This is a genomic window from Curtobacterium flaccumfaciens (assembly GCF_004361695.1).
Lineage (GTDB): Bacteria > Actinomycetota > Actinomycetes > Actinomycetales > Microbacteriaceae > Curtobacterium > Curtobacterium flaccumfaciens_B.
Genome location: NZ_SNVW01000016.1, coordinates 22499 through 41278, shown reverse-complemented (window position 1 = coordinate 41278; position 18780 = coordinate 22499). Strand labels below are relative to the sequence as shown.

The following is an 18780-nucleotide window of genomic DNA, read 5'->3' as shown; positions in this document are numbered from 1 at the left end:
CGGCGCCCGTCCGCGGCGGCCGTCCGGGCCGGTCCGCTGCACTCGGTTGCCGGTGGTCCCCGGTAGGTTCGGACCCATGCGCGTGGCGACCTGGAACGTGAACTCCGTCCGGACCCGAGTCGGTCGGGTCGTCGACTGGCTGGTGCGCGAGGACGTCGACGTCCTCGGCATGCAGGAGATCAAGTGCAAGCCCGAGCAGTTCCCGGTCGACGCGTTCGAGGCCGCCGGCTACACGGTCGAGGCGTACGGCACCAACCAGTGGAACGGCGTCGCGTTCGCCAGCCGCCTGCCGATGGAGGACGTCACCCGTGACTTCCCCGGGCAGCCCGGCTTCCTCAAGGGCCACGAGGGACCCGACGTCCCGACCGAGGCCCGCGCGATCGGCGTGACCGTCGACGGCGTCCGGCTGTGGAGCCTCTACGTGCCGAACGGGCGCGAGGTCGGCGACCCGCACTACACGTACAAGCTCGACTGGCTCGCCGCACTGGCCGACCGCACCGCGGAGTGGATCGCGGCGGACCCCGAGCAGCCCCTCGCACTGATGGGCGACTGGAACGTCGCACCGCTCGACCAGGACGTCTGGGACGTGCGAGCGTTCGAGGGCGCCACGCACGTCAGCGAGCCGGAGCGTGCCGCGTTCCGCGCGTTCGAGGCCCGCGGGCTGCAGGACGTCGTCCGCCCGATCGTGCCGGACGGCTACACGTACTGGGACTACAAGGCGCTGCGCTTCCCCCGGAACGAGGGCATGCGGATCGACTTCGTGATGGGGTCGCAGGCGTTCTCCGACATCGTGACGGACGCCCGCATCCACCGCGACGAGCGGAAGGGCGACGCCCCGAGCGACCACGTCCCCGTCACGGTCGACCTCGACCTCGAGACCTCGCTCGACGACGATCGACCGATGATCTTCTGACGGCTCTGTTACGCCCCGGGTAGCCGTGCGTTGAACGGGCGGAGAAGGCGGACGTAGGTTTCCTGCACCGAACCCCTCCGAGAGCAGGTGAAGCCATGTCCCGCACGACCCCGTCGACGATCCTTCCCATCCAGCGCGTCATGGCGGACGCCACCCCCAGGGCCTGGAGGGACGGCATCGTCCTCGAGACACGTCCCGCCGACCTGGTGGTCGCCTTCCTCGACGGCGGCGTCACGCAGCTGCGGGTGGCGGACGCCGACACGCTCGTGTCGGTCGGCGACCCGGTCGCCCACCACCCGGCAGCGGAGATCCTCAGCGCCGCCGGTCGGAAGACCACGGCGCGCGTCGCGTAGACGGGTCAGGCGGTCATCGAGGCTGTCATCGCCTCGCACTTCGCCACCATCTCGTCGCACGCCATCGCGCAGTAGCGGCAGGCCTCGTCCATGTCGGCGTGCGCCCGGCACTCCGCGGCGCAGGCCCGGCCCATCGCGGTGACGGCCATGAGCATCGCGCGCATCGCGTCGGCGTCCATCCCCATCGGTCGCATGAGCATCCGCATGCCGGTGTCGGCCAGCATCGCCGTGTTCGAGCACATCGCGGCGCACGTCGCCATCTCGGCACCCATGCGCATGTCGCTCGCGGAGCACATCGTCGCAGCCATCGACGCGGCGTTCATCGCCATCATCGTGTCCTGCATCATCTCCGTGTCCATCGCCACGGGCATGTCGCTCGTCGACATCGTCTTCATCATCGCCATCGTGTCCATCGGGATCTCCTCTTCCTCGTGGTCACGGGACGGTCCGCCCCGTGTGCGCCAGGGTACGCGCGGACCCGATGCGTGCGGTGGCCGCCGTGGGCGCTCGGTCCGCTACGGGTGCAGGAGCGCGGCGACGGCGACCAGGACCGGCACCGAGCCGATCGTCGAGATGAGCACGACGTCGCGGGCCAGCGGGACGGCCGCCCCGTAGCGCTGCGCGTAGTTGAAGACGTTCTGTGCCGCCGGCAGGGCCCCGAGTGTCGTGAGCACGAAGACGTCCTGGTCGCCGAGCCCGAACACGAAGCGGGCGAAGACGAACGCCACGGCGGGCATCACCACGAGCTTGATCGCCGACGCCACGATGACGTCGGTGCGGATGGTCGGGTCGCGGAGCGGCGTCGCACCGTGCAGGCTCATACCGAACGACAGCAGCACGACCGGGACCGCCGCGGCGCCGACGAGGGAGAACGGCTCGAGCACCGGCGTCGGCAGCTCGATCCCGGTCGCCGAGAACGCCAGGCCGACGAGCGACGCGATGATGATGGGGTTCCGGAACGGCCCGGAGACCCGCCGCCCCCAGCTGCCGCCGTCCGAGGTGGCGGTGTCGAGCACGGTGAGCGCGATCGGCGCGAGCACGATGAGCTGCAGCAGGATCACCGGCACGACGGCGGTGGCCTGTCCGAGGACGTAGACGGCGACCGGCAGCCCGATGTTGTTCGCGTTCACGTAGCTCGACGCGAGCGCCCCGATCGTGGTGGTGGTCACCGGGCGCCGGAGCACGAGGCGGAACACGAGCGCGGCGCCGAGCGCGACCGAGACCGCGCTGACGAGCGACACCCAGAGCATCGGCGACAGCAGCGAGCCGATGTCGGCGCTCGCGATGGTGTGGAAGAGCAGGGCGGGCATGAGCACGAAGAACGCGAGGCGGCTCATCACGAACTGGGCGTGCGGTCCGAGCAGTCCGGTGCGCCCGACGACGTACCCGGCCGCGATGATCGCGCCGATGATCGCGAACCCGGTCAACACGCCACCCATCGGTCCCATCCTCGCACCGAGTGGCCACGCGACCGCGGGTGTGCCGCAGCGTGCCGTCGCGCCTCGACGACATGTGACGTCGTACAGGTCGGAAATGCGTACGCATCGATTACCGTTGAGCGCACCATGACCTCGACGAACTCCAGCACGCTCACGCGTTCGACCGACTCCAGCCAGCCCCTCGTCCCCCTGCTCGAGGAACGGTGGAGCCCCCGCTCCTACGACGAGACGGCCACGATCTCGGACGCGCAGTTCGACGCCGTCCTCGAGGCCGCTCGCTGGGCCGCCTCCGCCATGAACTTCCAGCCCCGCCGCTTCATCGCGGGCCGTCGCGGCACCGAGACCTTCCGCACGATCAACGAGAACCTGCTCGGCTTCAACGCCACGTGGGCCTTCCGTGCGAGCGCGCTGGTCGTCGGTGTGCTCGAGACCGTGACGGAGGACGGCGACGCACGTCCGTTCGCGCAGTACGACCTCGGCCAGTCCCTCGCGGCGCTCACCGTCCAGGCGCACGCCGAGGGCCTGCACGTGCACCAGATGGCGGGCATCGACGCCGAGGGCCTCCGCGCGGCCTTCGACCTGCCGGAGCGGTTCCTGCCCTACACCGTGACCGCGATCGGCACCGTCGCGCACCCGTCGCAGCTCGACGAGAAGGCCGCCGAGCGCGAGGTCGCCCCCCGCACCCGCCTGCCGCTCGACGAGGTCGTCCTCGTCAAGGAGTAGTCACTCCGACATCCGCGGCCGCGCCCTCCCCGGAGGACGCGGCCGCGTAGTATGTCGTGACATGCAGCAGCACGACGACACCCAGCCGGAGATGAACTTCTACACGCGGAAGTGGGTCCGCCCCGAGGACCTCAACGCCAACGGCACGCTCTTCGGCGGCAGCCTGCTCCGCTGGATCGACGAAGAGGCAGCCGTCTACGCGATCATCCAGCTCGGCAACGGCAAGGTCGTCACGAAGTACATGTCGGAGATCGAGTTCGTGTCCTCCGCCAAGGAGGGCGACATCGTCGAGATCGGCCTCGTCGCCACCCGCTTCGGCCGGAGCTCACTGACCATGCGCGCCGAGGCCCGGAACCTCTTCACGCACCAGAGCATCCTCACCATCGACGAGGTCGTCTTCGTGAACCTCGACGCCGACGGCAACCCCGCCCCGCACGGGTACACCGACATCACGTACAAGCGCGACCGCGTCCCCACCACCCACCGCTCCTGACCGGGTGGGGCTGTCGGCCGGACCTGACAGAATCGGTCGCATGACCACGCCCCGACTCGTCGCCTTCGACCTGGACGACACCCTCGCCCCCTCGAAGTCCGCGCTCGACCCCCGCATGCTCGAGACCTTCGCGTCCCTGCTCGAGGTCGTGCCGGTCGCGGTGATCTCGGGCGGCAACTTCCAGCAGTTCGAGCAGCAGCTGGTCACCCCGCTCCGCCACCGCGACGGACTGGTCCTCGACGACCTGCACCTCCTGCCGACCTGCGGGACCCGCTACTACCGGTGGGCCGGGGACGACTGGGCCCTGCAGTACGCCGAGGACCTCACCGAGGAGCAGAAGGCCCGCGCCCTCGCCGCCGTCGAGTCGCACGCGAAGGCCGCCGGGTACTGGGAGTCGGAGACCTGGGGCGCCATCCTCGAGGACCGCGGGTCGCAGATCACGTTCTCCGCGCTCGGCCAGGCGGCACCGGTCGACGTCAAGAAGCAGTGGGACCCGACCGGGGCGAAGAAGGACGACCTGCGCCGCCGGGTGCAGGCCGAGCTCCCCGACCTCGAGGTCCGTTCGGGCGGCTCGACGAGCGTCGACATCACCCGCAAGGGCATCGACAAGGCCTACGGCATGCAGCGCCTCGCCGAGATCACCGGCATCGCGCTCGACGACATGCTCTTCGTCGGCGACCGGCTCGACCCCGAGGGCAACGACTACCCGGTGAAGGCGCTCGGCGTCCCCTGCCACGCGGTGACGGGCTGGGAGGACACCGACGCGTTCCTGACGGAACTCATCCCGACGCTGCGCTGACGCGCCGGCGGCGTCCCGTCGGGGCGGTCCCTTCAGCGCTGGACTGTCAGGGGATGCTGCGGACGGCCTCGACGAAGGCCCGGATCTTCGCCGCGTCCTTGACACCGCGCTCGGACTCCACGCCGCTCGAGACGTCCACGCCGTCCGGGTCGAGGGACTCGATCGCGGCGACGACGTTCGCCGGCGTGAGCCCACCGGCGAGGATCCAGGCCTCGTCGACCTTCCCGTCGATCGAGGCGGGGTCGATCAGTCGCCCGCTGCCCGGCACCGCGGCGTCGAGCAGCAGCAGGTCGTGGTCGTACGAGTCGCGCACCTCGGGCGTCTCGCGGAGGTAGTCCTCGGCGGCGACCGCCCGGATGGTGAAGAACCCGGCGTCACGCGCGCGGGCGAAGTCCGTCGCCGATTCGCCGCCGTGGAGCTGCAGGGTGGTCAGCCCGACCTCGGACGCGATGCCCACGATCTCGTCGATCTCCTGGTCGCGGAACACCCCGACGGCGTCGATGCCGTCCGGCACCCGTTCGACGAGCTGCTTCGCCAGGTCGGCGGTCACGGTCCGGGGGCTGCCCGCGGCGAAGACGAACCCGACCGCGTCGGCACCCGCGTCGATGGCGGCGTCCACGGTCTCGGGCGTCGACAGGCCGCAGATCTTGATCCAGCGCTGGTCGGTCATGCTGTCCATCCTGCCAGGGACGCACGGCCTCGGAGCGCTACCGTTCGCTGACGACGTAGCCGGGCGACGGACGTCAGTGCAGCATGCCCGCCACGTACGCGGCACCGCACGCGACGAGGACGCCGAACGCCGCGAACGATCCGACGAGCACGTTCCGCCGACGCCAGCGGCGCACCACCGCGAAGGTGCCGCGCCGGGCGTGCCGGTGCGCTGCCCGGTGCATGCGGTGGTCGCGCTTGTGCTTGACCCGCTGCGGGCCGAGCGGCACCGGTCCGGTGACCTGGGTCGACCCGCCGCGCAGGGCGTTCGCGATGGCGACCGCGGTCGGGCGGCGCTCGGGGTCGCGGGCGGTCATCTTCGCGAGCAGGTCCCGCCACTCCGGCGCGATGCCCTCGGGGATCTCCGGGTCGTGGCGCAGCCGGGCGAGGGCCGCCTCGATCAGGGTGCCGGAGTACTCCTGCTTGCCGGTCAGTGCCTCGAGCAGGACGAGCCCGAGCGAGTAGACGTCGGTGGCGAAGCTGATCGGTTCCCCGGCGACCTGCTCGGGGCTGAGGTAGGCGGCCGTGCCGATGATCGTGCCGTCGTTCGTCAGCCGCGAGCCGTCGACGAAGTGCGCGACGCCGAAGTCGGTCAGCTTCACGGTGCGGGCGAACCCGGACGACCCCTCGTCGCTGATGAGGATGTTGGCGGGCTTGACGTCGCGGTGCACGATCCCGCGGGAGTGCACGTACGCCAGCGCGTCGGCCAGCTGTGCCCCGAGGTCGGCCACCTCGTAGTTGTGCAGCGCCCCGCCGGCCAGGCGACGCAGCAGCGTGGTGTCCGCGATGAGCTCCATCACGATGTACCGGTGCGGACCGTCGTCGAACTCGTGGGTGCCGGCGTCGTACAGCGGGATGAGCCCGGGGTGCGAGAGCATGCTGAGCAACCGGATCTCGCGCTCCTGGCGCACCCGGTCGGCCGTCGTCATCGAGTCCGGCGTCGCGAACATCTTCACGGCGACCGCGCGGTACGTGTGCTCGTCGCGTGCTTCGTAGACCGACCCCATGCCGCCCGTGCCGATCAGCTTCACGAGCCGGTAGCGGCCCGAGAGGACCGTGTCCGTCCGTACGCTGTCGAGCAGGGTCATGGTGTCGTCGTTCCGTGTTCGGAGCCCGGTTGTCCGTGGCAGTTGCCAGCAAGGTGACTCACCCAGTACGGTACGCGTCCGCATTCGATTCCGCTGCGGCGTTATGACATCGTGATCGGCCTACTTCCCTGTGTTCATGCGGATGCATCGGGGTACAGTCCGACTCCCACGAAGGTGAGCGATCACGCAAGGAGGACAGGATGGCGCTGTCGAAGGGCGACGAAGTGCACTGGAACACGTCGCAGGGGACGACGACCGGCACGTTGGTCGAGAAGAAGACCAAGGACTTCCGGTTCGACGGGCAGACGTTCCGGCCGACGGACGACGACCCCTACTGGATCATCGAGTCGGAGAAGTCCGGCAAGCGCGCGGCCCACAAGGAGTCGGCGCTGACGAAGGCCTGACGAGCAGCCGGGCTCAGTCCTCGGCGGGTTCGGCCCGGCGGCGCCCGCGCGCGACCGGGTCGGACGATCCGGAGCGGCCGGCGCGCTCGGCACGGGTCCGACGGACCCGCCGCACGACGAAGGTCACGACGACCACGGCGATCGCGACGTAGAGCACCCGGTCGATCCACTCCGTGTACTGCTCGACCCGGTCGTACTGGTTGCCGAACGCGGCGCCGAGCAGCACGAGTGCGCTGTTCCAGATCCCGCTGGCGATGATCGTGAAGAGCGAGAAGGTGCCGAGGTGCATCCGGTCGGCGCCGGCGGGCAGCGAGATCAGGCTGCGGACGATCGGCACGAAGCGACCGAAGAACACCGCACTCTTGCCGTGCCGGTGGAACCAGTCGGCGGCCTTGCGGAAGTCGTCCTCGTCGACGAGGGGCAGCTTGCCGAGCCACCGGGTGGTCCGCTCGAAGCCGATCACCGCTCCGAGCCAGTACAGCACCAGCGCGCCGAGGTACGACCCGAGGGTGGCGAGCACCAGGACGAGCACGAGGTTCATCCGGCCGGCACCGGCGAGGAACCCGGCCAGCGGCAGGATCACCTCGGACGGGATCGGCGGGAACACCGTCTCGACGAAGAGCATGAGCGCGACGCCCCACTCCCCCAGGGCGTCGATGAGTTGGAGCACGAGCCCCGAGAGGCCACCCATCTCGGAGTCCCCGGCGGCTGTCACGGTCGTGGCCGGCGCGGCCAGGGCAGTCGTCATGCGTCCATGGTCCCTGAACGCCCTGACAGAACCCGGCGCGCGACCTGGGGATCAGCCCCGCCGACCGCCGGTGGTCAGCCCAGCCCCATGTGCGACGTCCGGACGTGGGTGAGCGACCGCGCGAGTGCGCCGCGCGCCACGGCGTCGCGGCCGACCGTCGACGGGACGATCTCCACCGGGTGCCTGAGCTGCGGCGTGACGACCTCGGCGAGCGCCTCGGCGAACACGGCCGCAGCGGGCAGCACCTCACCCCCGACGACCACGACCTCGGGGTCGATCGTCGTGACGAGCTGCACGACACCGGGCGCGACGTCCGCGGCGAACGCCCGCACGATCGCCGACGCCTCGGCGTCGCCCTGCCCGGCCGACGCCATGACGGACTCGAGGTCGGAGCCGGAGGGGATCCGTGCCTCCAGGCGGGCGGGTGCGCTCGGCCAACCGGTCGATGCCAGGCCACCCGTCTCGCCCGCCGCACCGCGCGCACCGCGCGCGAGCTGTCCGTCGATCAGGTAGGCCGCACCGATCTGGCGACCCATCACCAGGTACAGGCCGTCCTGCACGCCGCGGAAGCGTCCCCACATGGCCTCGGCGGTGGCGGCGAGCTTCGCGTCGTTGTCGAAGAACGTGGCGGAGCCGGGGAACAGGTCGCCGATGCGGCCGGGCACCCGTCGTTCGACCCACTGCGGGACCGCGACGGTGTAGTCGATCTCGCCGGATCGGTCGACGACGGCCGGCACGCCGAAGGTGGCGGCGAGGAGCTTCGACGGCTCGGTGCCGTCGACGAGCCGGCGGACGACGTCCTGCACGCTCTCCCACGCCTGCTCGGCCGAGGCGAGGTCGGCGTAGACCTCCTCCACCCGGGCGAGCTGCTGGCCGCGCAGGTCGGACCGGAGCCCGACGATGCCGTGCAGCCCGAGGTCGACACCCAGCACGGACCCGGCCCCGGCGTCGGCACGGAAGCGCTTCGCCCGGCGGCCGGCCTTGTTCGGCGTGGCGATCGCCTCGGCCTCGGTGACCCAGCCCTCGGCCACCAGGTCGGCGAGTGCGGCCTCGACGGTGGGTCGCGAGAGCCCGACCGTGCGGCTCAGCTCGGTGACGGTGTGCGAGGTGTCGTCGCGGAAGAGCTCGTCGAGGATCGCCCGCGAGTTGATGAGGCGGAGCATCCCCGGGGTGCTGCCCACGACGCCGCCCGGAAGCGTTGACACGGTCTCGTCCACGGCCATAGCCTCCATATTACGAAAGATCATTGAGGAATGGTGGACTGCGACATGCTCATCCCACGGCCGCGCCGCACCGAACCGGGTGTCGGTGCCTTCGCGATCACCCCGTCGACACGCATCGCCGCAGACCCTGCGAGCGAGTCCGTCCGACTGTACCTGCAGCAGACGCTGCGCGGATCGACCGGGCTGCCGGTGCGCGATGCCGACGACGGCGCCGCCCACACCACCGACGTGATCGTGCTCCGCGTCGCCGACGACGCGGAAGCCACCACGGACGCCACCGCGGACGTCGCCACCCCAGCAGACGCTGCCACCGCCCGCACCACCGGCCTGCCCGCGGGCCCCGGCGGCGACCGCTCCGAGTCGTTCCGCCTCGTCGTCACGCCCGACCGCGTCGAGGTCACCGGTGGCAGCGCCGCCGGCGTCTTCTACGGCGTGCAGGCCCTCCTGCAGTCCCTCCCCGCCGACGTCTACCGCAGGGGCCGGGTCGGCCAGGGCCCGTGGACGATCCCCGCGGTCACCGTCGAGGACGCCCCGGCCTTCGCCTGGCGCGGCGTCATGCTCGACGTCGCCCGGCACTTCCGCACGAAGCACGAGGTCATGCGGGTCATCGACCAGCTCGCTGCCCACCGCCTCAACCGGCTGCACTTCCACCTCACCGAGGACCAGGGGTGGCGCATCGAGATCCGGAAGTACCCGCGGCTGACCGAGATCGGGTCCTGGCGTACGGAGTCGCAGGTCGGCGCGCACGTCCCCGGCCCCGACGGCGAACTCGTCGTCGCCGGCAAGGACGGCCGTCCGCACGGCGGCTACTACACGCAGGACGACATCCGCGAGATCGTGGCCTACGCCGCCGACCGGTTCGTCACCGTCGTCCCCGAGATCGAGACGCCCGGCCACGTCCGCGCCGCCCTCGCCGCGTACCCGGAGCTCGGGGTGTCCGGGCAGCCGGTCGACGTCTGGACCGAGTGGGGCATCGCCGAGGACGTCCTCAACGCCGAGGAGTCGACGGTCGCGTTCTTCCAGGACGTCCTCGACGAGGTCATCGCCCTGTTCCCCTCCGAGTACATCGGCGTCGGCGGGGACGAGTGCCCGAAGGTGCAGTGGGAGCAGGACCCGCGCACGCAGGAGCGCATCCGCGAGCTCGGCCTCGAGGACGAAGAACAGCTGCAGGCGTGGATCATCGGCCGGCTGGCCGCGCACGTCGAGTCGCACGGTCGCCGGGCGTTCGGCTGGGACGAGATCCTCGAGGGTGGCACGCTGTCGAAGTCGGCGACCGTGGTCTCGTGGCGTGGCCTGACCGGGGCCCGGACCGCGGCGAAGCGGGGGCACGACGTGATCTCCGCGCCGGACGACCAGGTGTACCTCGACTACCGGCAGAGCGACCTCGAGACCGAGCCGATCCCGGTGTCGATCGTCCTGACGGTCGACGACGTCTTCGCGTTCGACCCGGTGCCGTCCGACCTCACCGAGGCTGAGCGGGCGCACGTCATCGGCGGCCAGGGCAACATGTGGACCGAGCACGTGGACACCGCGCGGAAGCTCGACTACCAGCTGTTCCCGCGCGTCGCGGCCCTCGCCGAGGCGCTCTGGTCGGCCGACGTGACCGGTCCCCGTGACGTCGCGGAGTTCCGCGGTCGGCTCGCGGAGCACGTCGCCCGGCTCGAGGCGATGGGCATCGAGTACCGGCACGAGGCCGGTCCGTTCCCGTGGGAGCAGCGTCCGGGCGTCCCCGGGCGTCCGCACTCGCGCGAGGAGCGCGCGGCCTACATCGACGCGGTGACGGCGAACATCGCCGAGTAGCCGCGCCGGCGGTCCGCGACGTCACCGGTGACGGACTGGAGGCGCGGTGCCAGCTGGCACCGCGCCTCCAGGCACGCGATCAGGGCGTCGATTACACGGCGACGGCCACGCGGTCGGCTGCCGTCTCGGAGACGGCGGCGTCCGCCGCCGGCGCACGCCGCACCCACTTCTTCAGCGCGACCAGCACGAGCGCCGAGACGACGGTGCCCGCCAGGATCGCGACGATGAACATCGCGACGTCGCCGATGGCGAAGAACACGAAGATCCCGCCGTGCGGCGCCCGCGAGGTCACGCCGGCCGCCATCGAGATCGCTCCCGTGACCGCGGCGCCGACCATCGACGCCGGGATGACCCGCAGCGGGTCGGCCGCGGCGAACGGGATCGCGCCCTCGGAGATGAACGAGGCCCCGAGCAGCCATGCGGCCTTGCCGTTCTCGCGCTCCGGCTTCGTGAAGCCCTTGCGGTACAGGACGGTCGAGGCCAGCGCGAGGGCGAGCGGCGGCACCATGCCGGCGGCCATCACCGCGGCCATGATCTCGAACGGCACGACGTTCGTCGCGGTGCCGGCACCGAGCCCGGCGACGGCGAACGCGTACGCCACCTTGTTGACCGGACCACCGAGGTCGAACGCCATCATCAGGCCGAGGATGATGCCGAGCAGGATCGCCGAGGCGCCGGAGAGCGAGTTGAGGAACTCGGTCAGCTGCGTCATCAGCCAGGCGATGGGTCCACCGAGCACGAGCAGCATGAGGCCGGAGGCGATGATCGAGGCGAACAGCGGGATGATCACGACCGGCATCAGGCCACGCAGCCAGCGCCAGGTCGGGATGCGGCCGATCCAGTACGCGGCAGCACCGGCGATGAGGCCACCGATCAGACCACCGAGGAACCCGGCGTTCATGAAGACGGCGATCGACCCGGCGACGAAGCCGGGTGCGATGCCGGGTCGGTCGGCCATGGCGTAGGCGATGTACCCGGCGAGGGCAGCGACCAGGAAGCCGAGCGAGATCCCGCCGATCTGGAACGCGGCGGCGCCGAGGTAGTAGCCGAGGCCCTCGGGCGGCAGGTTCAGCAGCGTGTAGTTCGTCAGCGTGAACACCGCGTTGTTCTGCCCGGAGTCGCCGTGCTGCAGCGCGATGCCGTACCCGGCGAGCAGGAAGCCGAGCGCGATGAGGAGCCCGCCGCCCGCGACGAACGGGATCATGTAGCTGACACCGGTGAGCAGCCAGCGCTTGAGCGCCTGGCCGAAGTGCTCGTTCTTCGCGGTCGTCTCGGTCGTGGCGGCGCCGCCCTGCACGCGCGCGGCGTTCGGGTCCTCGGACGCGCGGATCGCCTCGGCGATCATCTTGTCGGGCTCGTCGACGCCGCGCTTGACGGGTCCGGAGACGAGGGGCTTGCCGGCGAAGCGGCTGCGGTCGCGCACGTCGACGTCGACCGCGAAGACGACGGCGTCGGCGCGGGCGATGAGCGCGGGGTCGAGCGGCTCGACCTGCGAGGACCCTTGGGTCTCGACGTGCATCTCGGCGCCGGCCCGCTCGGCCGCCGCGACGAGCGCGTCTGCTGCCATGTAGGTGTGCGCGATGCCGGTGGGGCAGGCGGTGACGCCGACGATGAGCTTGCGCTGGGTCGCCGTCTCACCAGCGGGCGGGGTCGGACTGGAGGCGCTGCTCGCCTTCCCGACACCGGCTTCGGACACCTCGCCGCTCACCTCGCGATCGACCAGGTCGACGATCGCCTGCGGGGTGGCGGCCGCACGGAGCGCCGCGGTGAAGTCGTCGCGGATGAGCGCACGGGCCAGGGTCGAGAGGACCGTCAGGTGGTCCTTGTCCGCCCCCTCCGGCACGGCGATCATGAACACGATGTCGGCGTCGCCGTCCGGGGCGCCGAACGACACCTTCCGGGCGAGGCGCGAGAACGCCAGGGTCGGTTCGGACACCGACGCCGAGCGGGCGTGCGGGATCGCGATGCCGCCGGGGACGCCGGTGCCGACGCTCGCCTCGCGTGCGATGGCGTCCTGCGCCAGCGTGGCGCCGTCCGCGGCGCGACCGGAGGCGGCGACGCGGTCGGCGAGCACGCGGATGACGTCGCTCGACGTGGCGCCGAGGTCCTCGTCGAGACCGACGAGCTGGACGCTGATGAGGCGTGGACTCGTGTTGACGGACATGGTTGCTCCTTTGCAATCGTGCTGCGGTCGCACGGGGTGCTGGTCTTCGGGGGTGGTGATCGGGGGGTGCTTCGGGGATGTCGCTCGGCGTGCTGACGTCAGGCCGGCGCTCGGGCTGGCGCTCGGGCTGGCTCAGACGCGAGCTGGAGTCGCCGGACGGTGATCGCGGCGGGGTCGGTGTGGTCGAGGGCGGGCACGTCGCTGCCGGGCAGCGCAGCGGCGGCGGCCCCGGTGGCGACGGCCTGGGCGAGGCGCTGCTCGGGCGACTGCCCGGCGACCTCGGCGAGCAGGTACCCGGCGAGTGCGGAGTCCCCCGCGCCGACGGTCGAGCGCGCCGTGATCCGGGGCGCGGCGGCGGCGTGACTGCCGTCGTCGGTGACGAGCACCGCACCGGCGCTGCCGAGGGTCAGGAGCACCGTGCCGACGTGCTTCTCGCGGAGTCGCTGTGCGGCACGGGCGGCGACCTCGACGTCGCGCTCGAACTCGTCCGGGTCCCCGCCGACGACCTCGGCCAGTTCCTCGGCGTTCGGCTTGACCAGGTCGATCCGTTCGCCGGACTGCAGCAGCGCGGTGAACGGCACGCCCGACGAGTCCACGGCGATGCGGACGTCGTCGCCGTGGCGCTGCCGGACGGCCCGCACCAGCACGGCGAGGGCGTCGTCGGGGAGCCCCGGCGGCAGCGACCCGGCGAACACGACCCAGCGGGCGGCGGGGCCGGTGGCGGTCGCGGCGGCGGTGTCGGCGACGAGGGCGGCGAGGTCGTCCAGGCGTCCGGCGAGGGACGGCCCGGGCTCGTTGAGCTTCGTGGTCGTGCCGGTCGGCTCGGTGACGGTGACGTTCGAGCGGAGCGGGGCCCCGATCGGCAGGGCGGCGGTCGGGATGCCCCGGGTCGCCAGGCCGAGCAGGACGGGGTCGAGCTCGTCGCCGGGCAGGACCGCGACGGTGTCGCCGCCGCTCGCCACGACGACGCGGGAGACGTTGACGCCCTTGCCGCCGGGTTCCGCGGTGCTCCGCGTCGCTCGCTGGACCGCGCCGCGCTGGAGTTCGCCTGCGAGCTCGATGGTGCGGTCGAGGCTCGGGTTCGGGGTGACGGTGACGATGCGGGTGCTGGACTCGCTCATGCGACGACCACCTCGACGTCGGCGTCCGCCAGGGCCCCGGCGAGGTCGACCGGCGGCTGCTCGTCGGTGACGATCGTGTCGATCTCGTCGAGCCGCGCGAACCGCATGAGGGCCTCGACCCCGTGCTTCGCAGCGTCCGCGAGCACGACGCTCCGACGGGCGGCGAGCACGTACGCGGCCTTCACGGCGGCCTCGTACTCGTCCGGGGTGCTCAGTCCGAAGCCGGCGGAGAGACCGTTCGTCCCGACGAAGGCGATGTCCGGTCGGAGCGCGCCGATCTGCTCGACCGTGGCGGTGCCGACCGCGGCGCTCGTGACCCCGCGGACACGGCCGCCGAGCAGGTGCAGCTCGACGTGCTCACTGTGCTGCAGGGTCGCGGCGATCGGCACGGAGTTCGTGATGACGGTGATCGTGGCGCCGACCGTGGCGGGCTCCCACCGAGCGAGTTCGGCGGCGACGGCGGCGCAGGTCGTGCCGGCGTCGAGGGCGATCGAGCCGGTGAACGTCGGCGGAACCAGGCGCATCGCGGCCCGGGCGATCGCGGACTTGGCGGAGTTGTGCTGCCCCTCGCGCTCGGCGACGGTCAGCTCGACGACGCTCGAGCGGCCGACGGGGACCGCTCCCCCGTGCACCCGGCGGAGGACCCCGGCGGACTCGAGCAGGTCGAGGTCGCGGCGCACGGTCTCGGTGGTGACGTCGAAGTGTTCGGCCAGGTCGGCGACGGAGACCCGCCCGGCGTCCTGCAGCGCTGCGGCGATGGCGTCGTGTCGCTCGGTTGCGTACATGCCCGAACTCCTTCGTTCCCGTGGGTTTCACGCAGCGTACGCGCACAACCCACCAAATCGCAACCGTTCCACAGCCAAACCAACATCCCCACCCCGGCGTCCCGCCCGCCCGCACGCGCCCGCGCGCCCGCCCGCACGCCCGCCGAGATCGCACAATGTGCCACGCTCGACGCCTCCGAACGGCACATCGTGCGACCTCGGCAACACGCACGCGGCGCGTCGTGCGATCTCGACGCCGGCCGCACGCGGGCCCTCCCCCGCCGCCCTCCCCGCCGAGATCGCACTCCAGCGCGGACGCCGGACGAGCCTCGCCCGCCGAGATCGCACAATGTGACACGCTCGACGCGTCCGGACAGCACATCGTGCGACCTCGGCAACACACACGCGGCGCGTCGTGCGATCTCCACGCCACCGGACACCGGACGCCCGGACGCCCCCGCGCCCCGCCCGCGCGCCCGCACCCACGCACGACGACGCCCCGACCCGCCGGAGCAGGTCGGGGCGTCACGCGTCGGGCGCTCAGCCCTTGACAGCCCCCGCCGTCATGCCGCTGACCAGCCGCCGCTGCACGATGAGGAAGAACACCACGACCGGGATCGAGAACAGCACCGACGCCGCCATGAGCCCACCGAAGTCGGTCCCCTTGTTCGTCGAGAACCCGGCGAGCCACACCGGCAGCGTGTACATCCCCTGGTCCTTGAGCATCACGTACGCCGTGAGGTAGTCGTTCCACGCCGCGATGAACGCGAACACGCTCGTCGCGATGACCCCCGGCATCACGAGCGGGAACAGCACACTCCAGAGGATCCGGAACGTGCCGGCGCCGTCGACCTTCGCCGCTTCCTCGATCTCGATCGGCACCGCGACGAAGAAGCCGCGCATCACCCAGATCGAGAACGGCAGCACGCTCGCGACGTACGCCAGGATCAGCCCGAGGTAGCTGTTGAGCAGCCCGAGGGTCTGGAACGACAGGAACAGCGGGATGAGGAGCGCACCCGACGGGATCATCTGCACGAACAGGATGGCCACGAGGATGGCGCGACGCCCGCGGAACCGGAACCGCGACAGGGCGGCCGACGCGAGGAACCCGACCACGATCGACAACAGCACCGCCGCGACCACGACGATCGCCGAGTTGCGGAGGTAGACGAGGAACCCGTCCTGCGTGAGCGCCCGCGTGAAGTTCTCGAGCGTGGGCCGCAGCGGGAGCCAGATCGGCGTGAGGGTCGTGACCTCGTCGGCGGGCTTGAACGCCGTGTTCACCATCCAGTAGATCGGGAACACCCAGATCAGGCAGAACACCACGGCGATGGTGTTCGCGAGCACGCGTGGCCTGCGTTTGCGCGCACGGACCGGCGCGACCGCACGAGCCCGGCCCGAACCGGAACGGTTCGCACCCGCCACGTCCGGCTGCGTCTCGGACGCGGTCGCCCCGGTCACCCCGGGGGTCGTGATCGTCGTCACAGGTCCTCCTCCCCGCTCCGGACGAGCCGGCGGATGTAGTAGCTGGTGAGCGCGCCGAGGATCAGCGTCGAGATGACGGCGATCGCCGCGCCCTGCCCGTAGGCGTTCGACACGAAGGACTTCACGAAGGTCCAGATGCCGAGGGTGAGGGTGGTGTCCTCCGGGCCGCCGCGGGTGAGCAGCCAGATCTGGTTGAAGACGTTGAAGTCCCAGATCACCGACAGGATGGTCACGAGCAGCAGGGTCGGCACGAGCGCCGGCAGGGTGATCGCCCGGTACATCGCCCACGCCGAGGCCCCGTCGAGCGAGCCGGCCTCGTAGTACTCCGGCGCGATCTGCGACTGGGCGGCGTAGAGCGTCAGGGCGACGAACGGCACCGCCTGCCAGATGACGAGCGACAGCACGATGGTCAGGGCCTGCCCCGGGCTCGACGCCCAGTTGTCCTGCGTGTGGTCGCCGAACACCCCGAGCTGCGTGATCAGCCAGTTGAGCACGCCGTAGAACGGCTGGAAGAGCCACTGCCAGACCAGGCTCGACGCGACGTTCGGCATCGCCCAGGCCAGCACGAGCACGACGCTGACGATCGTCCGCATCGCGACGCCGAGCCGGGTGAGCAGCTGCGACACCGCCATGCCGATGCCGATCGTCCCGACGACCATCGCCCCGGTGACGAGCACCGTCCGGAGGATGACCGGCCAGAAGCTCGGGTCGGCGAGCACGTTCGTGTAGTTCGAGAACCCGGCGAAGCCTGCCTGCCCGGTGAAGATCGCCCGGAGGCCGTAGTCCTGGAAGGAGATCACCACGAGCCGGACCAGCGGGTAGACGACCAGCGCCAGCAGGAGCAGCGCCGCCGGGGCGAGCAGCACCAGTGGCGCGCGTGACGAGCCCAGCGACCGGCGGCGCCGGGTGCCCGGCCCGGCCGGAGCCGAGCCGGGCACCCGCTCTGCAGTCGAGGTCATCGACTACTGCTGCGCGTTGAGTGCGGACGTGAGGTGCTCCGAGAAGCCCTCGGCCGCCTGCTTCGGCGTCTTCCGACCCGTCGCGATGTCCGCGAACATCGTCTGGAAGGTCGAGTCGCCCTCGATGGTCGCCCAGCCGGGGGCCGCCGGCGTCGGACGGCTCGTCGACGCGGCGGCGAAGTACGGCTTGTGGAGCTCGTCCACGTCACCGGACACCGCGTCGAGCAGCTGCGTCGAGTTCGGCTCCCAGCCGTCGACCCCGAACACCTGGTCCTGCTGGAACTTCTTCGAGGTGAGGATCTTCGTGTAGTACAGCGCGAGATCCTGGTTCTGCGACTTCGACGGGATGCCGAGGTCGGAGCCGCCGAGGAAGACGGGCTGGGTCTTGCCCTTGGTCTGGGACGGCATCGCGAAGGTGCCGATCTGGTCCTTCAGCTCGGGCTTCGCCGTCGTGATCGAGCCGATCTCCCACGCGGACCCGAGGATCGCCGAGGTGTTGCCCTGGGCGAAGATGTCGGACTCGGCCGGCTTGTCCGTGTTGATGTCCTGCGTGGACTTCGCGGAGTAGCTGTTCTGGAAGTCCTTCCACGCGGTCAGGCCCTTGACGGCGTCGGCGGAGTCGATCGACCCCTTCCACTTGCCGCCCTGCTCGGTGGCGATCTGTCCGCCGGCGTCCCACACCCACTGCAGGCCGCCGTACCAGTACTGCCCGGGCATGTAGAACGCCGAGAAGTCCGCCTGCGGGTTCTTCGCCTTGACCTTGTCGAGGTCGGCGGTGAGCTGGTCGTACGACGTCGGGACGTCGGTCACGCCGGCGTCGGCCCACATCTTCTTGTTGTAGATCACCGCGCGGTTGCCGGCGAACAGCGGCGCCCCGTAGAGCTTGCCGTCGACGGTGGCCGGCCCCTCGAGCCCGGAGAGCCAGGTCTGGCCGCCCTGCAGTTCCTTCTTGTACGGCGACAGGTCCATGAGACCACCCGTCGCCGCGTACACGGGCACCTGCGTGTTGCCGAGGTCGACCACGTCGGGTGCGTCCTTCTGGGCGAGTGCGGTGGTCAGCTTCGTGGTGATGCCGTCCCACTGCTGGAGCTGCAGCTTCACCTTGGCGCCGGTGGCCTCGGTGAACTGCTTCTCGGCGACGTCGAGGATCTTCGGGCTGAGGTCGCCGTTCATGATCCAGACGGTGATGGTCTTGCCCTTGCCATCGGGTGTGCCGATGGACTTCGTGCCGCCGTCGGAAGCTCCGTTGCTTCCGGCGGAGCACCCGGTGAGGGCGAGCGCGCCTGCGAGGGCGAGCGCACCGAGTGCGGCGAAACGCGTGCGTGTCACGATGACTCCCTTGGTCCGACCTTTATGAAAGGACGTTGCGTATTGGCAAGTGAAGACCCTCGAGGTCGCGTTGTCAAGCATCGATCCGCGCCTTGTGGACCCGTGTGATCCGCGTGTTTCCGGGGGATCACGGATGTGGAACGGATGGTCTCCGATGCTTGACGAACTGGTCATGACCAGGCATGATCAGCACCCGTTCTCGACGCGACCGCCTGGAGGCGCGGTGCCGGTCTCCGAGACCGGCACCGCGCCTCCAGGCGGTCACCT

19 protein-coding genes are annotated in these 18780 nt (G+C 71.0%); 7 read left to right on the top strand and 12 right to left on the bottom strand.

Annotated elements, in window-relative coordinates; genetic code table 11:
- The first annotated feature begins 76 nt into the window (after nt 1-76).
- Nucleotides 77-913: an exodeoxyribonuclease III gene (locus EDF64_RS17030; RefSeq protein WP_133521149.1), complete on the top strand. Its 837-nt coding sequence runs from the start codon at nt 77-79 to the stop codon at nt 911-913.
- Between the two features lie 95 nt (nt 914-1008).
- Nucleotides 1009-1266 (top strand): nuclease, encoded by a 258-nt coding sequence (locus tag EDF64_RS17025; RefSeq protein WP_133521148.1) that lies wholly within the window; start codon nt 1009-1011, stop codon nt 1264-1266.
- A gap of 5 nt (nt 1267-1271) precedes the next feature.
- Here EDF64_RS17025 and EDF64_RS17020 read toward each other — a convergent pair whose 3' ends face one another.
- The gene (locus tag EDF64_RS17020) at nt 1272-1679 is read right to left on the bottom strand and encodes an aldehyde dehydrogenase (RefSeq protein WP_133521147.1); all 408 of its coding nucleotides are present in this window, start codon (nt 1677-1679) and stop codon (nt 1272-1274) included.
- Nucleotides 1680-1781: 102 nt separating this feature from the next.
- Entirely contained in the window at nt 1782-2705 is a 924-nt protein-coding gene (locus tag EDF64_RS17015) for an AEC family transporter (RefSeq protein WP_133521146.1), read from the bottom strand.
- Between the two features lie 126 nt (nt 2706-2831).
- On the opposite strand from EDF64_RS17015, the gene EDF64_RS17010 reads away from it, so the two are divergent.
- From EDF64_RS17010 to EDF64_RS17000, 3 genes are all read left to right on the top strand, one after another.
- Nucleotides 2832-3428 (top strand): nitroreductase family protein, encoded by a 597-nt coding sequence (locus EDF64_RS17010; RefSeq protein ID WP_133521145.1) that lies wholly within the window; start codon nt 2832-2834, stop codon nt 3426-3428.
- A gap of 61 nt (nt 3429-3489) precedes the next feature.
- Nucleotides 3490-3921, top strand: coding sequence for an acyl-CoA thioesterase (locus EDF64_RS17005; protein ID WP_133521144.1), 432 nt, complete (start codon nt 3490-3492; stop codon nt 3919-3921).
- Nucleotides 3922-3961: 40 nt separating this feature from the next.
- Nucleotides 3962-4720 (top strand): HAD-IIB family hydrolase, encoded by a 759-nt coding sequence (locus EDF64_RS17000; RefSeq protein WP_133521143.1) that lies wholly within the window; start codon nt 3962-3964, stop codon nt 4718-4720.
- A gap of 46 nt (nt 4721-4766) precedes the next feature.
- Here EDF64_RS17000 and EDF64_RS16995 read toward each other — a convergent pair whose 3' ends face one another.
- Nucleotides 4767-5390 carry a phosphoribosylanthranilate isomerase gene (locus EDF64_RS16995; RefSeq protein ID WP_133521142.1) on the bottom strand — a complete coding sequence of 208 codons (624 nt, stop codon included), beginning with the start codon at nt 5388-5390 and terminating at the stop codon, nt 4767-4769.
- 73 nt (nt 5391-5463) lie between these two features.
- On the bottom strand, nt 5464-6516 hold the full coding sequence (locus tag EDF64_RS16990; RefSeq protein ID WP_166645792.1) for a serine/threonine-protein kinase: 1053 nt from the start codon (nt 6514-6516) through the stop codon (nt 5464-5466).
- Between the two features lie 200 nt (nt 6517-6716).
- Between EDF64_RS16990 and EDF64_RS16985 the strand changes: the two genes are divergently transcribed.
- Nucleotides 6717-6920: a DUF2945 domain-containing protein gene (locus EDF64_RS16985; protein ID WP_133521140.1), complete on the top strand. Its 204-nt coding sequence runs from the start codon at nt 6717-6719 to the stop codon at nt 6918-6920.
- Nucleotides 6921-6933: 13 nt separating this feature from the next.
- Here EDF64_RS16985 and EDF64_RS16980 read toward each other — a convergent pair whose 3' ends face one another.
- Both EDF64_RS16980 and EDF64_RS16975 read right to left on the bottom strand, forming a co-directional pair.
- Nucleotides 6934-7668, bottom strand: a complete 735-nt coding sequence (locus EDF64_RS16980; RefSeq protein WP_166645791.1) for a DedA family protein — start codon at nt 7666-7668, stop codon at nt 6934-6936.
- Nucleotides 7669-7742: 74 nt separating this feature from the next.
- On the bottom strand, nt 7743-8891 hold the full coding sequence (locus tag EDF64_RS16975; protein ID WP_166645790.1) for an ROK family transcriptional regulator: 1149 nt from the start codon (nt 8889-8891) through the stop codon (nt 7743-7745).
- 30 nt (nt 8892-8921) lie between these two features.
- On the opposite strand from EDF64_RS16975, the gene EDF64_RS16970 reads away from it, so the two are divergent.
- Complete coding sequence (locus EDF64_RS16970; protein WP_208108938.1) at nt 8922-10691, top strand: beta-N-acetylhexosaminidase; 1770 nt, start codon at nt 8922-8924, stop codon at nt 10689-10691.
- A 91-nt stretch (nt 10692-10782) separates the two neighbouring features.
- Here the strand turns inward: EDF64_RS16970 and EDF64_RS16965 are convergent, their stop codons facing one another.
- From EDF64_RS16965 to EDF64_RS16940, 6 genes are all read right to left on the bottom strand, one after another.
- Entirely contained in the window at nt 10783-12855 is a 2073-nt protein-coding gene (locus EDF64_RS16965) for a PTS fructose transporter subunit IIABC (RefSeq protein WP_133521138.1), read from the bottom strand.
- 98 nt (nt 12856-12953) lie between these two features.
- Entirely contained in the window at nt 12954-13976 is a 1023-nt protein-coding gene (locus tag EDF64_RS16960; protein ID WP_133521137.1) for a 1-phosphofructokinase family hexose kinase, read from the bottom strand.
- Nucleotides 13973-14761 carry a DeoR/GlpR family DNA-binding transcription regulator gene (locus EDF64_RS16955; protein WP_133521136.1) on the bottom strand — a complete coding sequence of 263 codons (789 nt, stop codon included), beginning with the start codon at nt 14759-14761 and terminating at the stop codon, nt 13973-13975. The genes EDF64_RS16960 and EDF64_RS16955 overlap by 4 nt, the downstream gene beginning before the upstream one ends.
- A 519-nt stretch (nt 14762-15280) precedes the next feature.
- Nucleotides 15281-16225 carry a carbohydrate ABC transporter permease gene (locus EDF64_RS16950; protein WP_243736440.1) on the bottom strand — a complete coding sequence of 315 codons (945 nt, stop codon included), beginning with the start codon at nt 16223-16225 and terminating at the stop codon, nt 15281-15283.
- Nucleotides 16222-17184: a carbohydrate ABC transporter permease gene (locus tag EDF64_RS16945; protein ID WP_133521135.1), complete on the bottom strand. Its 963-nt coding sequence runs from the start codon at nt 17182-17184 to the stop codon at nt 16222-16224. The genes EDF64_RS16950 and EDF64_RS16945 overlap by 4 nt, the downstream gene beginning before the upstream one ends.
- Nucleotides 17185-17187: 3 nt before the next feature.
- On the bottom strand, nt 17188-18513 hold the full coding sequence (locus tag EDF64_RS16940; RefSeq protein WP_208108937.1) for a sugar ABC transporter substrate-binding protein: 1326 nt from the start codon (nt 18511-18513) through the stop codon (nt 17188-17190).
- Between the last annotated feature and the right edge of the window lie 267 nt (nt 18514-18780).